Here is a 22,628-nt window from a genome sequence, read left to right on the forward strand (position 1 = left end):
CCCGCTTAGAAAACTGCATCACATTTTAAACCCGCTCATTGAACCTATACCAGTAGAAACAAGAGACCATGTACCCACGAGTTGAACGGGGGAGGAGCGGTTTACGCCGGAGTCCCCCAATCCAAGCTGGCCGTAGTTATTCAGCCCCCACACAAAAAGCTCGCTCGCGGCTGTGCGTGCGGCTCCGAAATAATTACCCGCAAAAGTCCGCGCCCAAACACCAGCACCCAATTGTACCGGAGAAGAGCGAAGGGTTGTATCGCCAAGTCCGAGGCCTCCTGAAGCTCCCGACCCCCAACCCCATAAAGTGCCGTCGTGTCGAAGAGCTGTGGTAATAAAATTTTTTCTCGAGAAACTGTTCCAGGTGCCTGCAACCTGCGCAGGAGAGGAGCGCCAGACCGTATTACCGAGACCAAGATTACCCTGCCCGTTATACCCAGATGTCCACAAAGTGCCGTCAGGCCTTAACAGAGTAATGTTCTCTCTTCCAGAACTTGCAAAAGACCATGTACCGACAACCTGCACAGGGGAACTATGAGAGTCTGTGGTTGCTATTCCATTCTGCCCGTGGCTTCCCAATCCACAAGTCCAAAGAGAACCATTAGATTTAATACCCATAAATGTGCTATCCCCAGTGGCAGCCTGTAGCCAGGTACCGGGAACTTGGGTTGGTGAGGAGCGTCTAAGGGTATCACCAAGACCAAGCTTTCCACTTGTATTGTAACCCCAAGTCCAGAGAGAGCCATCCGCCCTTATAGCGGCCATACTAGCCGTTGCAGTCCCGTGTACAAGATCCACCCAAGTCCCGGCAATCTGCGTGGGAGAGGATCGACTTATTGTATCGCTTAAACCAAGCTGGCCAGCATTATTATTGCCACAAGCCCATAGCGAGCCCCCCGGCTTCAAAAAGAAGGAATATTGAGAAGCGTGCACTGCCTGAAGCCAAGTGCCCGCAAGTTGCACAGGAGATGATCGACTTATGGTATCCCCGAGGCCCAATCGCCCACCTCCATTAGCTCCCCACACAAACAAATTCGGCCCGAGGTTTTGGCCAGCGGCTTGGGAATTGAATGTAAGTCGATCAAACAGCATAAAATCGCCAGATTATTATAACAGAGAAATCTCGCTCAAACGCTTTCGCCCACCAAGCGTCTTTGCTACAAAGAATCAGATAAGAGAACCAGCCGCCAAAGCTTTGACTCCGCGTAAACTCTTTCCCGAATAGTACAGTGAGGAAGCAAAGATAATTGCCATGATCTGTCGGAATACGGAAAGGATGAGGGGGTCCCCTGCGTACATCGTCACAGCAGCATATTCAAAAACGAGCATCCCGAAAAAAGACAAAGCGAGATTAAAATAGATGACTAGGCGACGCATGGGAGAAGTAAGTCCCGCACAAAGCACAAGAGAAGCCGCGAGCACGAGTGACCCGAGGACTCCGCCCCACGGAAGCATTCCCGGAAAGAACGGCAGAGCGAGGAGAGTGATGACGGCTGCCACCATGAAGAAACGGCGGACATAATCCCCGTAATAGTGAGGGATGTCAGAGTGAGAACTGAGGATCTCTCCGATATCCCTCTTGCCATCCTGATTCCGCTGGAATGCCATACGCACGCATTCTCTCATGCGAGAGGGTCAGGGGCAACGAGCTAACAACTCAAAAGAGAAATCCCCGCCAGCGCATGTCCGCGCTGACGGGGTGATCTGCATAGATTCCTAACTCCTTCTGTTCATCTCGATATAGGCCAACACCGTCTCCTTCCCCTCCAGATCACCTGGATGGACCGGATAGAGCCCGAGCCATTTCCTGCTCTCGAGGTCGAGGAAATCGAGTTCCCATCCTTGCGGACGCTGCCGCAAGGCGAGATAAGCGTAATCGTCGTATTCCCGCCCCGGCAGACGATAGTAGAAGGTGCTCCCGCAGAAGACGATCCGATAGTAAGCCTTCCATTCTTCAGGAAGACAAACTCGTTTCTTTCCTTCTTGCGACTGCAGGATACCTCTTAGGGCAGGAAAGCCCAGATAGCACCGGGACGAGTGAGTCGAGTGTACTAGCTGAGGTACCTCGTTTCCTTGGACGCCCCTGAGGAACTCCACATTCTTCGTATCGAACCGACTCTTATCGCGCCGGTCATCATAGTTCTGAAACAGAGTGAAGGAATGTTCCAATCCCGGGACAGAAATGATGGTTCCAAACTTCACACGAGAAGTCCGTATATAGGGCACGTCTACCTCCGAAGTTCAATTCCTTTTTATTACACCACCAAATACTATAAAAAGCAAGTACCGGCTATCTCACCAAAACAGTCGTCTCTTTCGTATTGATCTCCACCGTACCTCCTTTGATAGAGAAACTCTCTTCCCTACCCTGATGCTTCACGCGTACGACTCCTTCTTTGAGAAGGGCTACGAGCGGCATGTGATGTGCGAGTACGGCCATCTCCCCTGCTTCGCTCGGCAAAATGACCTCCTCCGCTTCTCCGCGGAAGAGCACTTCGTCGAGCTTGGCCACAGTAAGCGAGAATGCGATCATCGGGATTACTTGAGAGAGCTCGCGCCACCCTTCATGTAGAAGTCCTGCTCGTTCTTGTCATCATGCTTACCCGAGAGGATCTCATCGAAGCCCTGGATGGTCTCAGCGAGCGAGACGTACTGACCAGGAATACCGGTGAAGACTTCACCCACGAAGAAGGGCTGAGAGAGGAAGCGCTGGAGCTTACGAGCGCGGTTGACCGTAGTCTTGTCCTCCTCGGAGAGTTCTTCGATACCGAGAATGGCAATGATGTCCTGCAGATCCTTGTAGCGCTGCAGCACTCTCTTAGTCTCGAGCGCTACACGATAGTGATCGGCACCCACGATAGCAGGATCGAGCGCAGTCGAAGATGATTCGAGCGGGTCGATAGCCGGATAGATACCGAGAGAAGCGAGCTGGCGAGAGAGCACCACCGTGGAGTCGAGGTGGGCAAAAGTATTAGCAGGAGCCGGGTCGGTGAGGTCGTCCGCCGGCACGTACACCGCCTGCACGGAGGTGATGGAGCCCTTGTTGGTGGAGGCGATGCGCTCCTGGAGAGAACCCATCTCTTCTGCGAGCGTCGGCTGGTAGCCCACCGCAGAAGGCACGCGGCCAAGGAGTGTGGATACCTCAGAACCTGCCTGGATGAAGCGGAAGACGTTGTCCATGAAGAAGAGCACGTCCTTGCCCATCTCGTCGCGGAAGTATTCCGCCATAGTAAGTCCGGTGAGGCCGACGCGCGCACGGGCGCCCGGCACTTCGTTCATCTGGCCAAACACGAGCGCGGTCTTGTCCAAGACGCCAGAATCCTTCATTTCATGATACAGATCGTTACCCTCACGCACGCGCTCACCAACGCCTGCGAACACAGAGTAGCCGCCGTGATTGCTCGCCACATTGTGGATGAGCTCCTGGATGATGACGGTCTTGCCCACACCTGCGCCGCCGAAGAGTCCCACCTTGCCGCCCTTGATGAAGGGAGTAATGAGGTCGATGGCCTTGATACCCGTTTCAAAAATCTCTACCTTGGTCTTCTGCTCAGTGAAGGCGGGAGCCTGACGATGGATGGGAGAGACTTCACCCTTCTCCATAGGAGCGACACCGTCTACTGTTTCGCCGAGTACATTGAAAAGGCGGCCGAGAACTCTCTCGCCTACCGGCACTGAGATAGGCGCTCCGGTGTCCGTGACAGCCACACCGCGAGCAAGACCTGCAGTGTCGGCAAGAGAGATGGTACGCACGCGGTTGAGGCCGAGCTGCTGAGCCACTTCGAGCACGAGCTTCTTTCCATCCGGCATGTCGAGCGTGAGCGCGGTGCGGATGGCCGGGAGATCATTCGGGAAATACACGTCCACCACCGGGCCGATGACCTGCTCCACGATGCCGCCAGAAGTCTTTTCAGTATGTGCGTTTTTCATATAAGTAAAGTTATGCCGCCAAGGTCTCCATGCCGCCGATAATCTCCGAAACCTCCCTAGTGATACCCGACTGGCGCGCCTGGTTATAGTGGAGGTTCAAGGCCCGCGAGACCTCCCGCGCCTTATCCTGTGCGTTCCTCATAGCTACCATGCGCGCAGAGAATTCGGAAGCGCGGGCCTCGAGGAGCGCGTGATAGAGGAAGAGCGCGATGAGGGAAGGGAGCAGTTCTGCCAAGACCTTCTCAGGAGATGGCTCAAAATTATACTCTTCCCCTGCCGTATCAATTCTGCCGAACATATCCGAATACTTCCCCTTATCCGGGAGGATGCCCTCCACGATCGTGCCGAGTGCTAGGGAGTCGAGCGGCAGAAGATCGCGCACCACCGGCTCCTGGCTGAAGGTGGAGCGGAAGTTAGTGTAGGCCACCGCCACGCGATTGAAGCCGCGGGAGAGGTAGCTCTCGATAGCGCGGCGTCCTACCTCCTCGAGCACAGAGAGCTCTGGCATATCGCCCGTCTTGTCGAAGTGCTCGAGTATTGAATAGCCGCGACGCTCGAAGTACTCGAAGCCCTTGCGACCGATAGCGATGATCTCCGTCTCCTCTTTGGTGATCCCTTTCTCTGCAAGATACGCTGCGGCAGCCTTCAAGAGCGAGCTGTTTAAGGCGCCCGCGAGCCCTCTGTCACTCGTCACTACGATGAACAGGAATTTGCCCTGCGCCTTCTTCTTCACGAGCGGATGCTCGCGACTCTCCATCGTGCCGCTTAAGCGCTTCAAGATACGGAGCGCGGAGACCGAGTACGCACGCGCCCTGAGCGCGCGCTCCTGACTCTTGCGCATCTTCACCGCAGAGACGGCTTCCATGGCACGGGTCACCTGCCGCGTCTTGTCGACGGCGCGGATCTTGCCTTTGATAGCTTTCAGGGACGCCATACGGGATTAAGAGCGATAGGCGGAGACGAAACCTTCGATAGCGGCACGGAGCTTCTTCTCAGACTCTTCGTCGAGATTGCGGCTCTCACGGATCGTCGTGAGAAGTTCCGCATGTTGCCCTTCGAGATACTCACGGAGCCGCTCTTCGGCCTTACCGATCTCGGAAATAGCGATACGGTCAAAGAGCCCATGCACTCCGGCATAGATAGAGGCGACCTGGAGCTCGAAGCCCAAGGGTTTGCCTTTGTCCTGGATGAGAAGACGAGAGAGGCGCTGACCCTTATCGAGGCGCTGCTTGGTCTCCGGATCGAGATCAGAGCTAAATTGCATGAAGGCTTCGAGCTCGCGGAACTGCGCGAGCTCCAGGCGGATGCGTCCGGCAACCTTCTTCATGGCCTTGGTCTGCGCAGCAGAACCCACGCGAGAGACAGAGAGGCCTACGTTGATGGCAGGCTTGCTGCCTTTGTTGAAGAGATCGGTATCAAGGAAGATCTGTCCGTCAGTGATGGAAATCACGTTGGTCGGGATGTAGGCAGAAATGTCACCTGCCTGCGTCTCGATGATGGGAAGCGCAGTGAGAGAGCCTCCACCCTTCTCCTTAGAAAGTTTAGCTGCGCGCTCGAGAAGACGAGAGTGGAGATAGAAGACGTCGCCCGGGTACGCTTCGCGACCTGGCGGGCGACGGAGAAGGAGGGAGAGCTGACGATAGGCCACGGCGTGCTTGGAGAGATCGTCATAGATGACCACCGCATCCCTGCCCTGCTCCATGAAGTACTCACCGATCGCAGCACCTGCAAACGGAGCGAGATACTGGAGCGTAGCCGGGGCGCTCGCAGAGGCAGAGACGATCACCGTGTAGGCCATGGCTCCTTTAGAAGCGAGCTCGTGAGCGAGGTGTGCCACCTTGGATTCCTTCTGACCAATAGCGACGTATACGCAGATAGGGCGCTTGTCCTCCGGCTCATTGAGCTGGTTGAGGATGGTATCGATGGCGATGGTGGTCTTACCAGTGAAGCGGTCTCCGATGATGAGCTCACGCTGGCCGCGACCGATAGGAATCATGCTATCAATCGCCTTGATACCGGTATGAAGCGGCACGTTCACCGCAGAGCGGTCGATCACGCCGTAGGCTTCCCGCTCGATGGGGTACTCTGCAGACGCTTTGATATCGCCCTTGCCGTCGATCGGAGCACCGAGTGCGCTTACCACGCGGCCGAGCATCCCTTCGCCCACCGGTATGGAGAGGACTTTGCCGAGGCGCTTCACCGTCATACCCTCATGCACGCGCGCGGAGTCCCCGAGCACTACCGCCTTCACGCCTTGTTCTTCGAGGTTCAGCACCAGGCCATAGAGCGGGTCCTTGGCAGTATCAAAAGAATCCTTGAGCGCCTTCCCTTCAGCCTCGTCGAACTGAAGCATCTCCGACATCACCGCCTTGGTGAGGCCGTCGATAGTGGCGACGCCGTCCCCCACGGACATCACGGAGCCGATCTCCTCCACATTAGTGGTGGGGACGAATCCTTCGATCTCCTTGCGGATCTTCTCTACGACGAGGTTATGCATGGAATTAGCGCTTAAGGGATTGCTGGTATAAATCGAGCAGATGGCGTTTGAAGCTCGCATCGATGCGGAGGTCGCGGGTCTTTATAGTAAATCCGCCGATGAGATACCCATCGAGCGCTTTTACCAAGGCCTGCTCCCCTACGCCGTACTCCGCGAAGCTCTTCTTGATCTGCTCCACATGCTCGGGAGATGCGGGAGTGGGCGTAGTGATAGTCACAGAATCGCGGGTCTTGAGGAGCTCGGAGTAGCGATCGAGCTCGCGGAGGATATGCGGCAGAAGCGTGACATGCCCCTTCTCCTTGAGGAGCACGAAGAAGCGCTCCAAGGTCGCGTCGAGCTCCTTGCCGGATTTTCCGGCGATGGCGAGAGCTATGGCGAGCGCGTAGTACTTAGCGAGCATGGGTAGGGTTTGCCTTCTGGTGAAGGATCTTCTCCGCTGCAAGCAAGGAGAGCTTAGTGATCTCCTCTTCGCTCTCGCGGAGCGCGCGGCGCTTCTCCTCGTCGGCTTCCTTCTGCGCCTGGCTGATCATCTCTGCACTGCGAAGGGCCGCTTCGCGGAGGAGCGATTCCTTCTTCTCCTCCCCGTGACGGCGCGCCTCTGCAGAGACCCTTTCCGCCTCACGCTGTGCTTCGTTGCGAGTATGTGCCGCCGCATCCTCCGCCTCGGAGAGCTTCTTCTCTGCCTCCGCCGCATCCTCTACCCCCTTGGTGATGACGCTCTGCCGCGCAGAGATGAAATCAAGCAACGGCTTGTACAGGAAGCGCTTGAGGATGAAGAGGAGCAGGACGAAATTGGCTGTTTGAATCAACAGCATCTTCCAGTCCAAGCCGAATGTATGTACGAGTTCTTCCATTGGCTAATGTGTTGGAATGAGTTCCAACTAGATTCACCTAAAACCTCTTCAGGCCTTAGGTGAACTTAACGATGAAGGCGATGACGAGGGCGAAGATGGCGAGCGCCTCCGTGAAGGCGATACCGATGAACATGGTCGCCGTGATCTTGCCGGAGGCTTCCGGATTCCTGCCGATAGCTTCGAGGGCGCGTCCTACGAGCATGCCGATGCCGATGCCAGGGCCTAATACGCCCAAGCCTACGGCGAGGGCCATACCGAGAGTCTTTGCTACTTCGAGTTCCATAGTATGAGGTTAGTGCGGTTCAGTGACCGCGATTTTGATAAAGAAGAGTGTCAGGAGAGCGAAGATCGCCGCCTGGATGACGCTCACCAGAAGCTCGAAGACTAAGAGCGGGACCGGGAGAACGAGCGGGACGAAAGCCGTCGCCACGAGGATCATCACCTTTCCTGCGAACATGTTTCCGAACAATCGGAAGGAAAAGGAGACGAACCGGGCTAATTCGCTGAACAACTCGATGATCCCGATCGCGAAACCGAGGACCGAGTGCAGATTAACAAACTTCGAGCCGTACTTCAACACGCCGAGGACCCCGATACCCGCCACCTGAATCGAGATCACTGCGGCTATAGCCAAGGCTAAAGTGACGTTGATATCCGTATTCACCGGGCGGATGAGGGCGGTCAGCGTACTCTCTCCATGATGCTCCTCGAAAAAGCCAATACTGCCTACCCCAGGGAGGAACCCGAGGAGGTTCCCGATGAGGATGAAGGAGAAGAGAGTGGCGATGAGCGGGAAGAAGCGCTCCGCGAGCTTACGGTCTTCAAGAACACTCTCCACGTACTCGAATCCCCCGCCGACTGCCGTCTCGAATAAGGTCTGACCTTTGGAGGGAATGAGCTTGAGGGTGCGCGGGATAACTACGGCGAGCACGAGAAGTATCACGCTCGTAAGAAGCGCTGGGATGAGGGTATTAGTGATGGGAATCCCGAGGAAGTGCCCGAGGGTATCCGCGCCGAGGGTGATGTGTAAGCCTTCCATACTAAAATGCGACGCGATGGAGCCCTGTGGTCGGGCCGCCGGGAATCGAACCCGGTCTCTACGCACCCGAAGCGCATGTACTACCGGTATACTACGGCCCGGCCACAGGACTCCATCAAAATGCGTTGCGAGTATAGCACGGAGGCTTAAAGCGAGCCACGGATACGGTGTATTTCAGAAGAACACGCCGCCATGGTAGCGTAAAGGCATCGGGCAGGTGGCGAAATTGGTAGACGCGCCAGCCTTAGGAGCTGGTTCCATCAAAAGAGTGGGAGTTCGAGTCTCCCCCTGCCCACAGCGATGTATCGTTTAGCCTTATGCCTTAAGGTTTTTTGCTGATTCTGCTACTTGACTTTTGTATTAATATGTGATAGCATTTTTGCCAGACCCAAACGGGTACCCTGACAATCGGATCGAGACGATCCCCCGACTCGAGAAAGGACTAACAATGACCCCCCTGGTTTCTATCCCTCTGGGGATCACCGGAGCAGCCGGCATTCTCTTGCTCGGTTACTACCAGCTCTCAAGCATCGCGTCCAAAAGCGCGAACCGCGAAGACGAGAATGGCATCTGGATCGTCAAACGAGAAGGTGAGGCCCGCAGCGTCATCCGCAACGGCACTCACATCAAGACGATCATGGCCTACAGAGGCCATACCATCGGCCGCAAAGAGGGCCTCCCCCTCGTCGGCGACGGCTTCGACGATGAATACGTCGTTCCCGAAACCCCACCCGCGCATCCTCGCCTGCACAAATACCTGCAGCGGATGAACTGGTTCCAGGGTATCGCCTTCGTGGGGGTCCTCAAGGGTACCGAGCTCTACCGAGGACCCTTCGCTTGGATGTCCTTCAAACGAGGACTCATGAGCGATAACGAAAAGCCGTTCAAGCAGCATGAGGAAAAGCCGTTTAGCTACCTCTACGTCCAGCCGGCCATATACGTCTTCAAGATGAGCAAGGTAGAGGTCGCAGGCGAATTCCCTCACGACATCTGGATCCTCGTAACCATCCAGGTGACGAACCCGGCACGGGCCTTTCATCGGATTCCGGCCTGGCTCGACGCCACCATCGCGATCCTGGAGCCCCAGCTGCGAGAACTTTTCGGACAGCTGACTCCTACGGAGATCAACCAGGGCAGCATGCGCACTGTGGCGACGGCTGCCTCTCCGGGAGCGGGTACAACCCCGACCCCAGGGGAAGTTGACGAGCGCCTCCAGAGACTCGAAAAAAGACTCCTAGAAGGGAGTGACGACGAAACCCAAGTCGCCAAGCTCCTCAGAGATCTCGCTGAGCATGTCACCTACGCAAGGAACAACCCGGAGAAGAGCACCGAGCTCGTCTGCGGAGCCGCCGTCCGGAGCATCGGGGTATTCTCGATCGACCCGAGCGACGAGTCCCGCCGCAACGCGCTTCTCGCTAAAGAAACCGCTCGGCTCGAGGGAGAAGCCGAAGTCGTCAGACAGACCCTTGGTGCGCGTGCAGCCGAAGCCGCAGCCGAAGGTGAGGCAAACGCCATCAAAATGGTCCGTAAAGCCTCAAAGAACATGAACCCGGCAGAGCTGACGATCGCTCTGGCCAACGTCACCACCAGGGGCTGGGTGGACGCCGCCAGCAAAGGCGCCCGCATCGTCATCAACACCGGCCAAGGTGGAATGACTTCTTCCCTCCTCACCGCAAGTGAGTTGGAAAAGCCTTGATTTGCCTTGCCGAACAGCAAACCCCGTCGCTCTCGCGACGGGGTTCTTTTTATGCTCTGTTACTTGACTTTATTTAATAAACGTGATATCATTCTTACAAAGCCCTTTAACAAGTTCGCAGAAAGAGGTTCTCCCATGATCGACCAAGCCCTCGACTTCCTCTCCTCATTCTGGGGATTCGTGAGTCTCGTTGCCCTCGGAGTGGCGATCCTTGCTGTCGTAAACTGGACCTACGGGAACAGGACGCGCATGGCATTCACCATCGTCGCTCTCATCGTGGGTTACACCCTGATCATCATCGGCTGGCAGCAGTGGGACACTGAGTACAACAAGCCAATCCTGGCCGTGTTGATCCTCGCAGCCATCGCCGTCGCCCTCACTCTTGGGCTCAAAAAGGCGTTCCCGCCCGACCAACTGAAGGCGTGGTTCAAAGAGTACTGGGGATGGTTCCTCATAGGGATCATGCCGCTTCTCGCTCTCGTGATTCTCTTCGGCGCAGACGGCTTAGCTATCGCCCTCTCCGGACCGTTCCTCCTGGCATACGCCATCATCATGATCTTGGCGGTGTTCCTCAAGTGGATTCTGGTGCCCTGGGGAATCGCAGCTTTCCTCCTGGGTATCTGGATCTTCGGCGGAACGCCGCAAGGCTTCCTGAACGGATTCGTTGGCAATACAACCTCGGTTGCTAAAGCCATCAAAGCCGACGCAAAAGCAGGAGCGGCACAGGCCAGCTGGATCGCGCAAGCGATGCAACCCGGGATGCGCCCTCATGAGAAGGCTCCTCCCGCCTACCTTGTCTCCACGATACCAGTCGAGACGGACAGGTTTCAGCTCTTCAACAACAAGAGTCACGGCTTCAAGGATCTATGCAAGGACAAACCCTGCATCAACCCCCCGAACGCCCCCTACTGGGACGGAAAGGTCAACCAGAACAACGCACAGACCGCCCCTGCTCCGGCCAAGACTCAGACAGCCAACCTCAAGCCGGCAGAGGTACCCTCCCTAATCGTCGAGCCCCAGTCAGCCGACGTCGTAAGCACCAGCCCGCTTCCTCGCGGCAGGTGCGTCCGAGCGAAGAGCGGCTATCCGGATATCTGGCACGCCGCCAGTAACCAGCGCCGGGAGCTCTACAAGGACTGGGTGGAGATCAGCATGTCGGGAGACACCTATCCCCTGCTGAGCGAGAATGGAAAAAAAGCGACGGTTGAAGTCGCCCCCTGCGCCCGCTCGTGAATATGTTCTTGCCCCGCAATCGGGGCGACCCGCCGCAGCTCCTCACCGAGCTGCGGCGGTTTTCTTTTCTTCAGTGTGGACCCTACCGGGATCGAACCGGTCACCTCTTCCATGCCATGGAAGCGCTCTACCAAATGAGCTAAGGGCCCTTATAGAAACAAAAATAGAGTAGCGTCTTAGACGATCAAGAGCAAGACGATACCGGAGTTATCCTCCTAGACCCTCCCCGCCACTCTCGCGTACAATATGAAGCACCTTTCTTCTCGAGAGCATATGAACCGCAAGTATCGCTTCCTGGTCATCGCCGCTTCTTCTTTCGTAGCCTTCTTGGCTATCGCCTCCCTCCTCGCCTGGCGCGGCTCGGTAGCGCCGGACGTTCCCCCTCTCCTCACCACCAACCTCGACTTAGAGAACAAGGTCATCCTTGATGAGCCCGGCTTCGAGATGCCCTGGCCGCTCTCTGCGGCCACCAATGTATTCTATGCCATCGGCGAGACCTTCTCGGATAGCGGGAACCGCCTCGTCGCCCTCGCGAGCCCTTCTACGAAGTACATAAAAGTCCTCCCTGGCATGCGCAAGGAACAGATGGCTGAGGTCATCGGCAAGCAGCTCGGCTGGGATGAGTATGACAAAGAGATCTTCGCCTCTGCGGTAACCTCCTCCGGATTGATCAACGCCGAGGGGTATTTCTATCCCGGCTCCTACCTCATCGGCTCAAGCACCAGCCCCCAGGCACTCAGCAGCATGATGCTGGAGCGCTACGAAGAGCAGATCGGCAGCCGCTACGCTTCTTCTACTAAGAAGACCATCAATCCGCAGACTGCTTTAAAGATCGCCTCCATCATCGAGCGCGAAGCGGGCGGCCTTCACGACATGCGCCTCATCTCCGGCGTCATCTGGAACCGCGTATTCAGAGGCATGAGCCTGGATATGGATGCCACTCTTCAGTATGTAAAAGGAAGCAAAGAGAACGGCTGGTGGCCTCGCGTCCTCTCCAAGGACAAGTTCATCGACTCCCCCTACAACACCTATCAAAACAAAGGCTTCCCTCCGACCCCTATTTCTAATCCCAGCCGCGCCTCCATCGAAGCAGCCCTCAATCCCAAAAAGACCGACTACCTCTTCTATCTCCACGATCGCTACGGCAACATCCATCCTGCACGCACCTACAAAGAACACGTCGCCAACATCAAGCGCTGGCTGTAGCTCCGTACTTTTAGATATTGTAGGCTTCCCCCTATGAAGCTTCTGGTAGTGATGAAGACCTACTCCAAGGACAACCGCGACCCTTCACGGGAGCGCTACTGCAAGGCGCCCAAGTCCGAGGTCATGCTGCGCTGCCTCTTCTCGGTAGTACGCTCCCTCGCCGAGCTCCAGGGGGATATAAAGCTGGTCCTCATCAACAACAAGGACGACACTGCGCACCTCCCTGCCATACGCGGCATCCTCTCCCTCCTGCCCCACCCCTCCGAGATCGTCTTCATCGACCCTCCAGTGCCGCCCATCGCTCCTACGACCACCGACCGACAGACTACGCCAGGAGCAGCCTTGGCCGCCTTCCAATACGGACTGGCCCACGGAGAAGGTGGCCTCCTGTACTTCGTGGACGACGACTATCTCCACGACGAGGGCGCCATCGCCAAGATGGTGGGAGCTCAGAGGCTCTTTAGCCAGAACCTTGGCCGCGAAGCCTGCATCGATGGTTTCAATGATCCCTTCCGTTACTACGAGCCGCGCAATATCGAGCCGACCCGCGTAGTGCACGGCCCTGACCGCCACTGGCGCCTCACCTATTTCTCTACCGCTACTTTCCTCATCCCCCACTCCATACTGAAAAACTACTGGCACTACTTCGAAGCTCTGGGCAAGCATCCTTCCGACGGCAAGGCCGAGGACGACACCGTCAACCACCTCTGGCAAGACGTGGGCGTGCCCCTGTTCATGCCCATCCCCTCAGTCTCCCTCCATCTGCAGTTTGATACCGAAAAAGATCCCTTCATCGACTGGAAATCTTGGTGGGAGAATGCGGATTACCGGCAGGCAATCGAGGTTATTTAGTCCTAAAGCACCGGGGCAAGAGAGACCTTGACAGGTCTATATATGTGGTTTAAGGTGTTCGAGCCTTGCCGGAGAGTCCGGTACAGTGCACACCCAACGGGAGTTCGTTCACATGCAGCGTTTCTCGAAGTTCAGTGGCAACCCGATCCTCCACACCCTTCTGACCTCCGCCGCGGCGACCATCACCGGCATCGATCCGCAGAAGGCGAAGACCGAGTCCTACCGCCAGCAGACCGTCGGCAAGATCGAGATGGCCGGCACGACGCTGAAGGCGCTCGCCAAGGACCTGCCGCCGAACGACTTCAAGGAGATCGTGAGCGAGTTCGACAGCATCATCGGCGGCCGCCTCGGCGACTTCAGCAAGCAGGGCTCGATCCACGCCAAGCTGGGCGACCTGAAGGTCGACCTCGGCAAGCTGGCCAGCCCCGGCGCCAACGGCACCGGCCACCAGAAGGACCAGCGGCCGCAGTCCGGCGCCAAGCTGGGCGATCGCATCGCCGCCTGATCGGCAACACTGCACCTTCCTGACGGGGCGCCTTCGGGCGCCCCGTTACCACCCTCACCCGCCCCCAAAGGCGGTTTTTGTTTTTATACCCACCCTCGATTCATCTAGCTTTTCAGGAGATTTCGTGTAAATATGCCTGTCTAAGGGCCCTTAGCTTAGTTGGTAGAGCGCCTCATTTGCAATGAGGAGGTCGGGAGTTCGAATCTCCCAGGGTCCACTACGGCAGACAAAGGGACCGCAAAGGTCCCTTTTGCTTTGAAAATACTAGCAAAACAAAAACTAATTATTCACCGCTAACCCCAACACATGATCCAAAAAGTTCGGCAACGGCAGCCCCGCTGCCTCTAACGCCATGGTCATAGGAGCGTCCGCGTAGAGACCAGGAAGAGTATTCACTTCCAGGAGATATATGCCGCGAGAGGGCGAGACGATGCAATCTACGCGAGAGTAGTGCCGCAGACCCAAACCTTTATGCACGTCGGAAGCCAGCTTCTCCACTTCCCTCTTCCTCTCTGCGCTGAGCGGCGAAGGACAGTGAAGCGAAGCTCTCCCTTTGCTTTTAGAATCGTAATCAAAAAACTTCGCGCCTTGCGGCTTCACTACCACGGGAAAGAGTGAGTACGCTTCATGCCCGCGAAACCCCTCCACGACCCCACAAGTCACCTCTTCGCCACGGATGTGCTCCTCAATGAGTACCGAGGTGCTATAGGCAAAAGCCTTCTTCACCGCGGCTTCCAATTCGGCGAAAGAATGTGCCACACTCACCCCGAGCGACGAGCCTGCGGAAGCGGGCTTAACCACTACCGGCATCGGAGAGGAGCGGAAGAGGAACATCAGGCGTTCCGGGAGGTTCTCCCTGATACTCAAGATGCTAGAGCGAGGAGTCTTGAAGCCCAGAGCACGGAAGCGCTCCTTGGCGAGCGTCTTCTGCATACCGACAGATGACGGCAGCACTCGTGAGCCTGTGTAGGGCACGCCGAAGGCCTCCAAAATCCGCTGCGCCTTGCCGTCTTCGCCGAATTCCCCATGGAGTGCGTTGAAAACTACATCTACGCCCGAAAGCGCTCTTCCTGGGGTCATGGGGATACCATTCCTGTGCCACGCGCCGTCTTTGCTGATGAGGATATCGGCGAGACGATGACGCTCGCGCAGAGCGCGCAGCACCATATTGCCCGTCTGAAGCGATATCTCATATTCGCTCGAAGGACCTCCCCGGAGCACGCCAACCATCGCGTGAGTCATGAGCTAAGTATACCAAAACGAAAGAGCAGGGGCGTGCCGGTGGCGCGCTCCTGCTCTTCTTATACGGCTCCTTCTTACGCCTACCTGTTCCCTGCCTTCATATGCATGAAGGACGAGTACGTTCGGTGCGGGGAGGGAGCCTCCTGCGTTCTTAGCCTCGTACACCCCGGCTCGAGGCGTGCCGTAACCCACCGGGCCACGACAGAAGCAGGAACATACTCGAACCGATAGAAGTTAAACAAAAGGCGAAAAGCAGGTCAAGCGCGGGTGATGAACTTTTTGCGGCGGAGATGCTTGTGATAGGCAATAGCGAAACGGTGGACCTCCTGGTTCAAAGCAAGGATCTCCTTCTCGTATTTCTTCATCATATCCGCCCTGCCCTCCAAGCGCTCGGGACGATGCCGCTCGTTCTTCACTACCGAGACGAGCGGGATGGAAAGGTTGTGCTCCTTGAGCACCTTCTCCGCAGCGTTACGCTGCGCGAGCGCTCCGTCGAGCACAATGAGATCCGGCAGCGGCCACTCCTCGTGGGCTAACCTGCGGCGGAGCACCTCTGCGAGCGCACCTACATCGTGTGCATCCTCAAAGCCGTAGATACGGAAGCGACGGTAGTAATTCTTGGCGAACTCGCCATCGATGGAGACCACCATGGCCCCCGCCATGGACTCTCCCGAGAGGTGCGCGATGTCGTACGCCTCCATGCGGAAGCCGCTGCGCTGCCCCAGAGAAGGATCCTGCTTGATCAGAGCGATATCGTGGATATGGAGGAGCGCTTCCAGGGTACGCTTCAGCTCCCCTGCTTTTTCGAACTCCTTCGCTTTCGCGTGCTCCTTCATCTCCTTCTCAAGAGTACGGAGGAGCGTAGCCTTCTTCCCTTCCAGGAAGAGCGCCAGGTGCTTGATCTGCTTCTTGTACGCCGCCTCATCCGCCACCCCCGCGCAGACGCCAGGACAGAGGCCGATCTGATAGTTAAAACAAGGTTTCGGAAGCTTACCGCGGGCAATAGCTTCGGAGGCTGGCTCGCAGCGATCCCGATATGGGAAAAGTTTCCTGATTATCTTCAAAGCATCCTTCAAGACTGCTCCGTGAGGAAAAGGCCCGATGAGGTAGAGACGCTTCTTCTCCGGATATTCCAGAGGAACGTTCCTGCCACGCGAGAGGAGTACCCGCGGGAAATCCTCGCGAGTGATGACGATGTAGTTGAAGCTCTTGTCGTCTTTCTCCTGGATATTGGCCGGAGGCTGGTGCTTCTTGATGAGATTGGCTTCAAGGATCACCGCCTCGAGCACTGAATCGGTCTCGGTATAGGAAAGTGCAGTTCCCCGCGTGACCATGTCCACGATGAGAGGTCCGCGGGTATGGATGACGTCATTGTTGAAATAGCTCCGCACGCGATCACGTAGCGAAGTGGCTCTGCCGATATAGAGGATGTGGCCCTTGGCGTCCTTGAAGAAGTAGACACCCGGCGCATCCGGTAAATTGAGTTTCTTGAAATCTTCGAGGGTCATGGGAAGTAGGTTCGCCGCGACAGGACCTCCAAGGTTGTCGCGGCGATATGGGGATGTCCTCATCGTGACCACTCCGAGCTGGGCACGTCCAGCCGAAGGATCCATTCCGAAGGCACAGGCTCCGACTCGCAGCCGAAGTATTTCTGAAGCAACGCGGCAAGCTGCCGAGCACGTTTCTTGGGAACCTTCTTGTTGGACAAGAAATTGCTCACCGCCTGCTCCACCTCGGTCCACAACCGATCATCCAGCCCGATCGGCGAGCCATCCTGTTCCACCCAAGAAGTCGGCGGAGCCTTCTCGAAGGACGAAAGGACGCGATTCACTGGGGGCAGGTCGAGCCATGAGAGCCCGGCTAGGTTACGCTCCCAGAAGGCGTCGATGGCTTGCGTGATACTCTTGGCGGCCTGATCGGGACATTGATCCAGCCATTCCGCCTGAGTGAAGGTGAGCCGAGCCAAGAAGCAGCTCAGATCCTTTGCTTTCGCCAACGACTGAAGCAATGCTTCTAAGCGCTGCTCGCGAGCCTTTTCACGGGCCTTCTGCATTTCTGCAAGCAGATTGACCCGCAGCGCCAGAGCCGGCGACATCAGGTCCACCACAGGAACGCGAGGGCGTTGATAGTGGTGTTGGGTCTGATGCTGAACGTGACTGTCAAACAAGGCGACCTCCGCAGATGAAGGAGAAGAATGGAGTGCAAGAACACTTCCTAAAGCCCAATCCTATCTTAGACGTGCAATGTTGTCGAACCTCATTTCTGACACTGTGGACAATACACGGTTGTGCGTCCATTCAGCTGTATGGTAAGCAGTTTTTTGGCGCATTTCGAGCATTTCTCACCCGTTTTTCCATACACTTTATGCTCCCTCGCATAATTTCCGCGCGATCCATCGGCCAGGAGATAATCCGCGACAGAGGAGCCGCCGAGGTGTATAGCCGCATCGATAGTACGTTTGATCGCTTTGTATAACTTCTCTATCTCCGCCGAGGTGACTTTTGCAATCTGCCGCGTCGGACGCACGCCTGCCTCATACGCCACCTCATCCGCATAGATATTACCGAGTCCAGTAACTACCTTCTGATCCATGAGCACTTTCTTGAGCGTACCCTTGCGTACTTTCAATGCATCACGGAAATATTCGAGAGTGAACGCTGGATCAAGCGGTTCCACTCCGAGATTGGAGAAATGCCCGAGCCTCTCTGCTTCCTCCAAGTTCTTGTAGTAAAGGAGATAGCCGAACATGCGCGTGTCGTTATAGAAAAGAGTTTCCCTCCCAAGATGGAAGATGAGACGGGTATGCTTGTTGGGAAGCTCACTCTCAGAGAGCTCGATAGGATGCCCTCCGGTAACGGCCTTCTTACCCTTCTCTTTGTAAACCAATTGCCCCGTCATCTTGAGATGCACGATCATGACTTTCCCATGCGAGAAATGGAAGATGAGGTTCTTGGCGCGGCGGCTGATCGAGAGGATCTTCTCTTTCTCTAAGCCATTCATGAAAGCCTTGGTCTTTGCAGGCGTAGCTGTACGTGCATTACCAAGCCCCGACACCATCTTTGGTGCGAGCACTTCTATCCTCTTTATTGTCTGCCCCAGTACCACCTTCTCCAGGCTGCGGCGCAGGCTCTCTACCTCGGGGAGTTCCGGCATAGAAACATGCTAGCACATTTGACAATACTAATATGGAGTTGTTCTATTAAAATATATCAACCCTTGGGAGGCGCCCAATGCAGTTCTTTCTCAACCGACTGGAGTCTCCTGCAGGACTCCGACCGCTCTCGACAACCTGCTGGATCGGCGTGACCATACCGTTCGTCCTGTTCTTCGTCGCGAATGGTCACGCGCGATATCCGTGGTACCTTCAATTCCCGCTTTTCTGGATGCTGGGTACTTCCCTGCTCGGCTTCATCGTGCTCGCGTTCCTCGGCAAAGCCGCGAAGGCGTATGCCGAAGCCAACGTGACTGAAGTGCGACGTCGAGCACTCCTCGCTCCCCTCGCCTTCGGCTTTTTCACCAGCATGCTGGTGATAAGCTGGCGTACCGGCGGGCTCCTCGCCGTCATCTTCGCGTTCGCAGCAATCATCGCCTTCTTCATGGCGATCCACTACGCCCGCAGCACATTCCTGATGGCCAAGAAGCAGGGACAGGTCGCAGCGAATGCCGCAAAACACGCGGCTTCGCGCTAAGAACAACCCCCTCCCGCGCGATGCGCGGGAGGGGGTTCGTCATTTTTACACTACGCCTTGAGCGCCTTCTTCAGATACTTGCCGGTATACGACTTAGAATTGTTAGCCACCTCTTCCGGAGTACCCTTAGCTACGATATCTCCCCCGCCTACGCCACCATCAGGACCGATATCGATGATGTAGTCCGCGCTCTTGATGATCTCCATGTTGTGCTCGATCACCACCACGGTATTCCCCTTGTCTACCAACTTCTGCACGATCTCGATGAGCTTCTTCACGTCTTCGTAGTGGAGACCTATGCTGGGTTCGTCTAATAGGTAAATGGTCTTCTGGAGATGTGCCCGGTAGAGCTCAGAGGATATCTTCACGCGCTGTGCCTCGCCGCCAGAGAGAGTGGTAGCGGATTGTCCGAGTTCCAAGTAACCGAGACCCACATCCGAGAGCGTCCGCAGGCGGTCGTAGATAGATGGAATATCCTCGAAAAACTCCATGGACTCTTCCACGGTCATACGGAGCACGTCATAGATACTCTTCTTCTTGTACTTCACTTCAAGAGTCTCCTTCATGAAGCGCTTGCCGTTACAGACATCGCAGGGCACGTAGACGGTAGGCAGGAAGTGCATCTCCACAGCGATCTCTCCATTACCCTGGCAGGCTTCACAGCGACCCCCCTTCACGTTGAAGGAGAAGCGATTGGCCTTCCAGCCGCGCGCACGGGCTTCCGATGTTTCTGCAAAGAGATCACGGATGAAAGTGAAGGAGCCGGTATAGGTAGCGGGGTTGGAGCGCGGAGTGCGGCCGATAGGAGACTGGTCGATGAGGATGACACGACTCACGTATTCGCTGCCAGTAAAGGAGGTTGCATTGAAGGTCTGATTAGAGCGGTAGCGGCGCTCAAAGCGGGCCTGCAGATTCTTGTGGAGGATCTCGTAGAGAAAAGAGGACTTACCCGAGCCGGAAACGCCAGTGACCAGCACGAGCTTACCGAGCGGAACGTCCACATTGAGATTCTTGATATTGAAAACCTTGCCGCCCTTGATCTTAAGCGCACCCTTGTCCGCCGTACGACGCGTCTCGGGGATCTCGATCTTCTTCTCGCCACGGAGATACGCGAGCGTGAGCGAACCGGAATCGTTCTTCTTAGCGGTGAGAAGCTTGTCCAAGTCCCCCGCCACTACCACGTTGCCGCCGTGCACGCCCGCGCCCGGACCTATATCCACCAGATAGTCAGAAGAGAAGATAGTATCTTCGTCATGCTCCACCACGATGATGGTGTTGCCGAGGTCGCGCAGGCGGATGAGCGTCTGGATGAGACGATCGTTGTCGCGGGAGTGGAGACCGATAGTAGGCTCATCGAGCACGTAGAGGGCACCCACAAGACCTGAGCCGAGCTGGGAAGCAAGACGGATGCGCTGGCTCTCTCCTCCCGAAAGCGTATTGGCCCTGCGATCGAGCGTGAGATAGTCGAGGCCGACGTTCAGCATGAACTGCAGGCGCGCAGAGATCTCACGCAGCACCACCTTGGCGATGCTCTTCTCCGTAGGAGTAAGGTCGAGATCCTCGAAAAAGACGTGCGCATCTTTTATAGAAAGATTGGTCAGCTCCACGATGTTCTTCCTCTTCTCCTTGTTCCCTCCGAGGAAGACATGGAGTGCCTCCGGACGCAGACGTGCGCCGTTACAGGTAGGACACGCCTCCGAGCCGAAGAAGTGCTTAGTGCCAAGGCCGTTACAGGCAGGACAGGCTCCGTAGGGAGAGTTGAAGGAGAAGAGGCGCGGCTCGATCTCCGGGAAAGAGAAGCCGTCGTAGGGACACATGAACTTAGCGGAAATGAGACGCTCTCCCTCAGGAGATTCCAGCTTGATGAGACCGTTCGATTCCTCAAGGGCTTTTTCTACCGCCTCCGAGAGACGCTCCCGCGCAGCAGATTTGTTATCCCGAAACTCCGTAAGAAAGAGCTCGTCCACCAGCACGTCGATGTCGTGCTTCTTCTGCTTGGCAAGGATGATCTGCTCACGCAGGCGCTTCATCTGACCATCCACCTTGACCCACTCGTAGCCCTTGCCGAGGAGGTCATAGAGGAGCTGGTAGTATTCACCCTTCCTACCCACCACGAGCGGAGAGAAGATCTTGATCTTGGCGTCCGAGAGCGGTACACCCATCACTTCCCCCTTCTTCTCCTTGTTGCCCTTCTCTGCCGTCTCCAGGATGGTCTCCAGGATCTCTTCGTTAGTGAGCTTGCGGATCTCGCGACCACAGGTGAGACAGTGCGGCTTACCTACGCGTGCATAGAGAATGCGGAGATAGTCATATATCTCGGTGATGGTGGCCACCGTAGAGCGAGGGTTGTTGGAGCGAGACTTCTGATCGATGGAGATGGCTGGAGAGAGGCCTACGATCTCGTCCACATCCGGCTTCTGCATCTGATTCAAGAACTGCCGGGCATAGGCAGAGAGAGACTCCACATAACGGCGCTGGCCTTCCGCGAAGATGGTATCGAAAGCAAGGGATGATTTGCCGGAGCCGGAGAGCCCAGTGAAGACCACCATCTTGTTGCGCGGCATCTCCACCGTGATGTTCTTCAGGTTGTGAGTACGCGCACCCTTTACGATTATGCTGTCGTGTATCTTTGAGTCCATATGGATATGCCCCGCGCGGAGGCGCAGGGGGTATGTAGCAAAAAGTCTAGCATATTAGGGCTTTTTTAGCTACAACATTATTTGACTTTAGTGTATTAATGGGATATAATTAGACACACGTTCTTTACACAAACACGAGGTAAGAATGCCCCTCGAGAAAAGCTTAGCCCTTACCCTCCTCTTTCTGGCCCTGCTTACCGTTGTCTTGTGGACTTCTCGAAAAGTCTGGTACAGAAAGGAGAATCGGGCCAAGAAGGCCGCCATACTCCGCCAGAGGACGGAAGAATACCGCCGCTTGGCGGATCCCAACGACCCCATGCTCCAGGAGAACGCAAAGAAGGTGCGCTGGGCAAAGCCGCTCGACGACATCCGGCGGCTCCTCCAAACCGAACGCAGTTGGATACTCCGCAAGGCGTTCTCGCTACGCCATGCGAACGAATTTTCCTGGAACCTCTTCGGCACGGATCGCGAAGAGATCATCACCACCCACCTCCTGGCGGAGATCTCCATCAAGCTTCGCCTTGGAAACGAATATGTGGAGTGGGAAATCCAGAGACTGAGGGAGAAGGCTGACAAACCTTCCTCTTCCCGCGGCGAACTCAAAGTCGCCTTGATGGAACTTGATCACCGCCGAATCGCGATGGAGAAGACGACCAAGTTGTGCATGAAGTTCTACGCGGACTTCGTGTTCAACAAAAACTCCAAGCGCCAGAAAGGAACGAAGGACCTCACAGTCTTCAAAGCCCTCGCTAAAGAGGTCGAACAGTTCCTGAAAAGCGGAGAGTCATTCGAAGCGCTTCGCAAAGATGTGGAAACATCTTCTCGCATCATTCGAAAGGACGTAACCTCAGGCCCGGAAATTGTTGATCTCTCAGGAGGAGTGAAGTGAACAAACTTCTTGTAGTCACCCCCCTCATCGGGCTGCTGATGGTAAGCAGCAACCAAACCGCTAGCGAAACACTGCAACCCAAGGAACCTCCTGAATTTCGCACCCTGAGCCACATCGAAAGCCGGCCAGGGCCCACCAAGGACACCAGGGACGAGGACAATCTCCTCGTACTCCTGAATCAGTGGGAGGCACGCCTCAAGGGAATGAATCCGCTCCCAGGCCTCGAGGAGCGAATCAGAAAGCTCAAAGGCTTCATGAAGATCGAGCAGGACGAATTGCTCAATCTTCAAATCGATCTGCTCATCATCGAAACGGAGGTCTTCCTCCTCGACCTTGATCCTCCGTGATCAAGGTCGT

General features: G+C 56.1%; 24 protein-coding genes and 4 tRNA genes. 10 read left to right on the forward strand and 18 right to left on the reverse strand.

Annotation, left to right across the window (positions count from 1 at the left end; genetic code table 11):
- Positions 1-18: 18 nt before the first annotated feature.
- The 12 genes from K8Q93_03360 to K8Q93_03415 form a co-directional block, all read right to left on the reverse strand.
- The gene (locus K8Q93_03360) at positions 19-1,092 is read right to left on the reverse strand and encodes a hypothetical protein (GenBank protein ID MCE9644252.1); all 1,074 of its coding nucleotides are present in this window, start codon (positions 1,090-1,092) and stop codon (positions 19-21) included.
- A 75-nt stretch (positions 1,093-1,167) separates the two neighbouring features.
- Positions 1,168-1,608 carry a hypothetical protein gene (locus K8Q93_03365; protein MCE9644253.1) on the reverse strand — a complete coding sequence of 147 codons (441 nt, stop codon included), beginning with the start codon at positions 1,606-1,608 and terminating at the stop codon, positions 1,168-1,170.
- 108 nt (positions 1,609-1,716) lie between these two features.
- A complete protein-coding gene (locus K8Q93_03370) occupies positions 1,717-2,202 on the reverse strand; it encodes a hypothetical protein (protein ID MCE9644254.1) in 486 nt (161 codons plus the stop codon).
- A gap of 88 nt (positions 2,203-2,290) precedes the next feature.
- Positions 2,291-2,533 carry a hypothetical protein gene (locus K8Q93_03375; protein MCE9644255.1) on the reverse strand — a complete coding sequence of 81 codons (243 nt, stop codon included), beginning with the start codon at positions 2,531-2,533 and terminating at the stop codon, positions 2,291-2,293.
- A gap of 5 nt (positions 2,534-2,538) precedes the next feature.
- Positions 2,539-3,930 (reverse strand): F0F1 ATP synthase subunit beta, encoded by a 1,392-nt coding sequence (gene atpD, locus K8Q93_03380; GenBank protein MCE9644256.1) that lies wholly within the window; start codon positions 3,928-3,930, stop codon positions 2,539-2,541.
- A gap of 10 nt (positions 3,931-3,940) precedes the next feature.
- Positions 3,941-4,864, reverse strand: coding sequence for an ATP synthase F1 subunit gamma (gene atpG / locus K8Q93_03385; GenBank protein ID MCE9644257.1), 924 nt, complete (start codon positions 4,862-4,864; stop codon positions 3,941-3,943).
- 6 nt (positions 4,865-4,870) lie between these two features.
- Positions 4,871-6,427 (reverse strand): F0F1 ATP synthase subunit alpha, encoded by a 1,557-nt coding sequence (atpA, locus tag K8Q93_03390; GenBank protein MCE9644258.1) that lies wholly within the window; start codon positions 6,425-6,427, stop codon positions 4,871-4,873.
- Between the two features lie 4 nt (positions 6,428-6,431).
- The gene (locus tag K8Q93_03395) at positions 6,432-6,827 is read right to left on the reverse strand and encodes a F0F1 ATP synthase subunit delta (GenBank protein ID MCE9644259.1); all 396 of its coding nucleotides are present in this window, start codon (positions 6,825-6,827) and stop codon (positions 6,432-6,434) included.
- Positions 6,817-7,281: a F0F1 ATP synthase subunit B gene (atpF, locus tag K8Q93_03400; GenBank protein MCE9644260.1), complete on the reverse strand. Its 465-nt coding sequence runs from the start codon at positions 7,279-7,281 to the stop codon at positions 6,817-6,819. The genes K8Q93_03395 and atpF overlap by 11 nt, the downstream gene beginning before the upstream one ends.
- 55 nt (positions 7,282-7,336) lie before the next feature.
- Positions 7,337-7,564, reverse strand: a complete 228-nt coding sequence (gene atpE, locus K8Q93_03405; protein ID MCE9644261.1) for an ATP synthase F0 subunit C — start codon at positions 7,562-7,564, stop codon at positions 7,337-7,339.
- 9 nt (positions 7,565-7,573) lie between these two features.
- A complete protein-coding gene (locus tag K8Q93_03410) occupies positions 7,574-8,320 on the reverse strand; it encodes a F0F1 ATP synthase subunit A (protein ID MCE9644262.1) in 747 nt (248 codons plus the stop codon).
- A 27-nt stretch (positions 8,321-8,347) separates the two neighbouring features.
- A tRNA-Pro gene (locus tag K8Q93_03415) sits at positions 8,348-8,421 on the reverse strand.
- A gap of 110 nt (positions 8,422-8,531) precedes the next feature.
- On the opposite strand from K8Q93_03415, the gene K8Q93_03420 reads away from it, so the two are divergent.
- The 3 genes from K8Q93_03420 (at position 8,532) to K8Q93_03430 (ending at position 11,249) form a co-directional block, all read left to right on the forward strand.
- Positions 8,532-8,615, forward strand: a tRNA-Leu gene (locus K8Q93_03420).
- 153 nt (positions 8,616-8,768) lie between these two features.
- Positions 8,769-10,016 carry a hypothetical protein gene (locus K8Q93_03425; protein ID MCE9644263.1) on the forward strand — a complete coding sequence of 416 codons (1,248 nt, stop codon included), beginning with the start codon at positions 8,769-8,771 and terminating at the stop codon, positions 10,014-10,016.
- Positions 10,017-10,151: 135 nt separating this feature from the next.
- The gene (locus tag K8Q93_03430) at positions 10,152-11,249 is read left to right on the forward strand and encodes a hypothetical protein (protein ID MCE9644264.1); all 1,098 of its coding nucleotides are present in this window, start codon (positions 10,152-10,154) and stop codon (positions 11,247-11,249) included.
- A gap of 76 nt (positions 11,250-11,325) precedes the next feature.
- Here the strand turns inward: K8Q93_03430 and K8Q93_03435 are convergent.
- Positions 11,326-11,398, reverse strand: a tRNA-Ala gene (locus K8Q93_03435).
- A 97-nt stretch (positions 11,399-11,495) separates the two neighbouring features.
- Here K8Q93_03435 and mltG point away from each other — a divergent pair.
- The 4 genes from mltG to K8Q93_03455 all read left to right on the forward strand — a co-directional run bounded on the left by mltG (position 11,496) and on the right by K8Q93_03455 (position 14,029).
- The gene (mltG, locus tag K8Q93_03440) at positions 11,496-12,455 is read left to right on the forward strand and encodes an endolytic transglycosylase MltG (protein ID MCE9644265.1); all 960 of its coding nucleotides are present in this window, start codon (positions 11,496-11,498) and stop codon (positions 12,453-12,455) included.
- A 33-nt stretch (positions 12,456-12,488) separates the two neighbouring features.
- Complete coding sequence (locus K8Q93_03445) at positions 12,489-13,307, forward strand: hypothetical protein (GenBank protein ID MCE9644266.1); 819 nt, start codon at positions 12,489-12,491, stop codon at positions 13,305-13,307.
- Positions 13,308-13,419: 112 nt separating this feature from the next.
- Positions 13,420-13,812, forward strand: coding sequence for a hypothetical protein (locus K8Q93_03450; GenBank protein ID MCE9644267.1), 393 nt, complete (start codon positions 13,420-13,422; stop codon positions 13,810-13,812).
- Positions 13,813-13,956: 144 nt separating this feature from the next.
- Positions 13,957-14,029, forward strand: a tRNA-Ala gene (locus K8Q93_03455).
- A 62-nt stretch (positions 14,030-14,091) separates the two neighbouring features.
- On the opposite strand, the gene K8Q93_03460 is transcribed toward K8Q93_03455, so the two are convergent.
- The 4 genes from K8Q93_03460 to mutM form a co-directional block, all read right to left on the reverse strand.
- Positions 14,092-15,054 carry an ATP-grasp domain-containing protein gene (locus K8Q93_03460; protein ID MCE9644268.1) on the reverse strand — a complete coding sequence of 321 codons (963 nt, stop codon included), beginning with the start codon at positions 15,052-15,054 and terminating at the stop codon, positions 14,092-14,094.
- Between the two features lie 257 nt (positions 15,055-15,311).
- Positions 15,312-16,667 (reverse strand): GIY-YIG nuclease family protein, encoded by a 1,356-nt coding sequence (locus K8Q93_03465; protein ID MCE9644269.1) that lies wholly within the window; start codon positions 16,665-16,667, stop codon positions 15,312-15,314.
- The gene (locus K8Q93_03470) at positions 16,622-17,149 is read right to left on the reverse strand and encodes a hypothetical protein (GenBank protein MCE9644270.1); all 528 of its coding nucleotides are present in this window, start codon (positions 17,147-17,149) and stop codon (positions 16,622-16,624) included. Before K8Q93_03470 ends, K8Q93_03465 begins: the two co-directional genes overlap by 46 nt.
- Positions 17,150-17,310: 161 nt before the next feature.
- Positions 17,311-18,207 carry a bifunctional DNA-formamidopyrimidine glycosylase/DNA-(apurinic or apyrimidinic site) lyase gene (gene mutM / locus K8Q93_03475; GenBank protein ID MCE9644271.1) on the reverse strand — a complete coding sequence of 299 codons (897 nt, stop codon included), beginning with the start codon at positions 18,205-18,207 and terminating at the stop codon, positions 17,311-17,313.
- A gap of 77 nt (positions 18,208-18,284) precedes the next feature.
- Here mutM and K8Q93_03480 point away from each other — a divergent pair, with 77 nt between their 5' ends.
- Positions 18,285-18,743, forward strand: coding sequence for a hypothetical protein (locus K8Q93_03480; protein ID MCE9644272.1), 459 nt, complete (start codon positions 18,285-18,287; stop codon positions 18,741-18,743).
- A 50-nt stretch (positions 18,744-18,793) separates the two neighbouring features.
- Here K8Q93_03480 and uvrA read toward each other — a convergent pair whose 3' ends face one another.
- On the reverse strand, positions 18,794-21,370 hold the full coding sequence (gene uvrA, locus K8Q93_03485; protein MCE9644273.1) for an excinuclease ABC subunit UvrA: 2,577 nt from the start codon (positions 21,368-21,370) through the stop codon (positions 18,794-18,796).
- Between the two features lie 157 nt (positions 21,371-21,527).
- Here uvrA and K8Q93_03490 point away from each other — a divergent pair, with 157 nt between their 5' ends.
- A complete protein-coding gene (locus K8Q93_03490; protein ID MCE9644274.1) occupies positions 21,528-22,271 on the forward strand; it encodes a hypothetical protein in 744 nt (247 codons plus the stop codon).
- Positions 22,268-22,618: a hypothetical protein gene (locus K8Q93_03495; GenBank protein ID MCE9644275.1), complete on the forward strand. Its 351-nt coding sequence runs from the start codon at positions 22,268-22,270 to the stop codon at positions 22,616-22,618. The genes K8Q93_03490 and K8Q93_03495 overlap by 4 nt, the downstream gene beginning before the upstream one ends.
- Positions 22,619-22,628: the final 10 nt, after the last annotated feature.

Source organism: Candidatus Parcubacteria bacterium (assembly GCA_021414235.1).
Taxonomy (GTDB): Bacteria; Patescibacteriota; Minisyncoccia; order Phycocordibacterales; family JAKFXT01; genus JAIOOV01.

Coding starts and splice junctions, on each gene's coding strand:
- mutM (MCE9644271.1), bottom strand. CDS start 18,207: ATGCCGGAACTCCCCGAGGTAGAGAGCCTGCGCCGCAGCCTGGAGAAG.
- K8Q93_03470 (MCE9644270.1), bottom strand. CDS start 17,149: ATGTCGCCGGCTCTGGCGCTGCGGGTCAATCTGCTTGCAGAAATGCAG.
- atpG (MCE9644257.1), bottom strand. CDS start 4,864: ATGGCGTCCCTGAAAGCTATCAAAGGCAAGATCCGCGCCGTCGACAAG.
- mltG (MCE9644265.1), top strand. CDS start 11,496: ATGAAGCACCTTTCTTCTCGAGAGCATATGAACCGCAAGTATCGCTTC.
- atpF (MCE9644260.1), bottom strand. CDS start 7,281: ATGGAAGAACTCGTACATACATTCGGCTTGGACTGGAAGATGCTGTTG.
- K8Q93_03490 (MCE9644274.1), top strand. CDS start 21,528: ATGCCCCTCGAGAAAAGCTTAGCCCTTACCCTCCTCTTTCTGGCCCTG.
- K8Q93_03360 (MCE9644252.1), bottom strand. CDS start 1,092: ATGCTGTTTGATCGACTTACATTCAATTCCCAAGCCGCTGGCCAAAAC.
- atpD (MCE9644256.1), bottom strand. CDS start 3,930: ATGAAAAACGCACATACTGAAAAGACTTCTGGCGGCATCGTGGAGCAG.
- K8Q93_03395 (MCE9644259.1), bottom strand. CDS start 6,827: ATGCTCGCTAAGTACTACGCGCTCGCCATAGCTCTCGCCATCGCCGGA.
- K8Q93_03375 (MCE9644255.1), bottom strand. CDS start 2,533: ATGATCGCATTCTCGCTTACTGTGGCCAAGCTCGACGAAGTGCTCTTC.
- K8Q93_03365 (MCE9644253.1), bottom strand. CDS start 1,608: ATGGCATTCCAGCGGAATCAGGATGGCAAGAGGGATATCGGAGAGATC.
- K8Q93_03425 (MCE9644263.1), top strand. CDS start 8,769: ATGACCCCCCTGGTTTCTATCCCTCTGGGGATCACCGGAGCAGCCGGC.
- K8Q93_03445 (MCE9644266.1), top strand. CDS start 12,489: ATGAAGCTTCTGGTAGTGATGAAGACCTACTCCAAGGACAACCGCGAC.
- K8Q93_03430 (MCE9644264.1), top strand. CDS start 10,152: ATGATCGACCAAGCCCTCGACTTCCTCTCCTCATTCTGGGGATTCGTG.
- atpE (MCE9644261.1), bottom strand. CDS start 7,564: ATGGAACTCGAAGTAGCAAAGACTCTCGGTATGGCCCTCGCCGTAGGC.
- K8Q93_03465 (MCE9644269.1), bottom strand. CDS start 16,667: ATGGATCCTTCGGCTGGACGTGCCCAGCTCGGAGTGGTCACGATGAGG.
- atpA (MCE9644258.1), bottom strand. CDS start 6,427: ATGCATAACCTCGTCGTAGAGAAGATCCGCAAGGAGATCGAAGGATTC.
- K8Q93_03410 (MCE9644262.1), bottom strand. CDS start 8,320: ATGGAAGGCTTACACATCACCCTCGGCGCGGATACCCTCGGGCACTTC.
- K8Q93_03450 (MCE9644267.1), top strand. CDS start 13,420: ATGCAGCGTTTCTCGAAGTTCAGTGGCAACCCGATCCTCCACACCCTT.
- K8Q93_03460 (MCE9644268.1), bottom strand. CDS start 15,054: ATGACTCACGCGATGGTTGGCGTGCTCCGGGGAGGTCCTTCGAGCGAA.
- K8Q93_03480 (MCE9644272.1), top strand. CDS start 18,285: ATGCAGTTCTTTCTCAACCGACTGGAGTCTCCTGCAGGACTCCGACCG.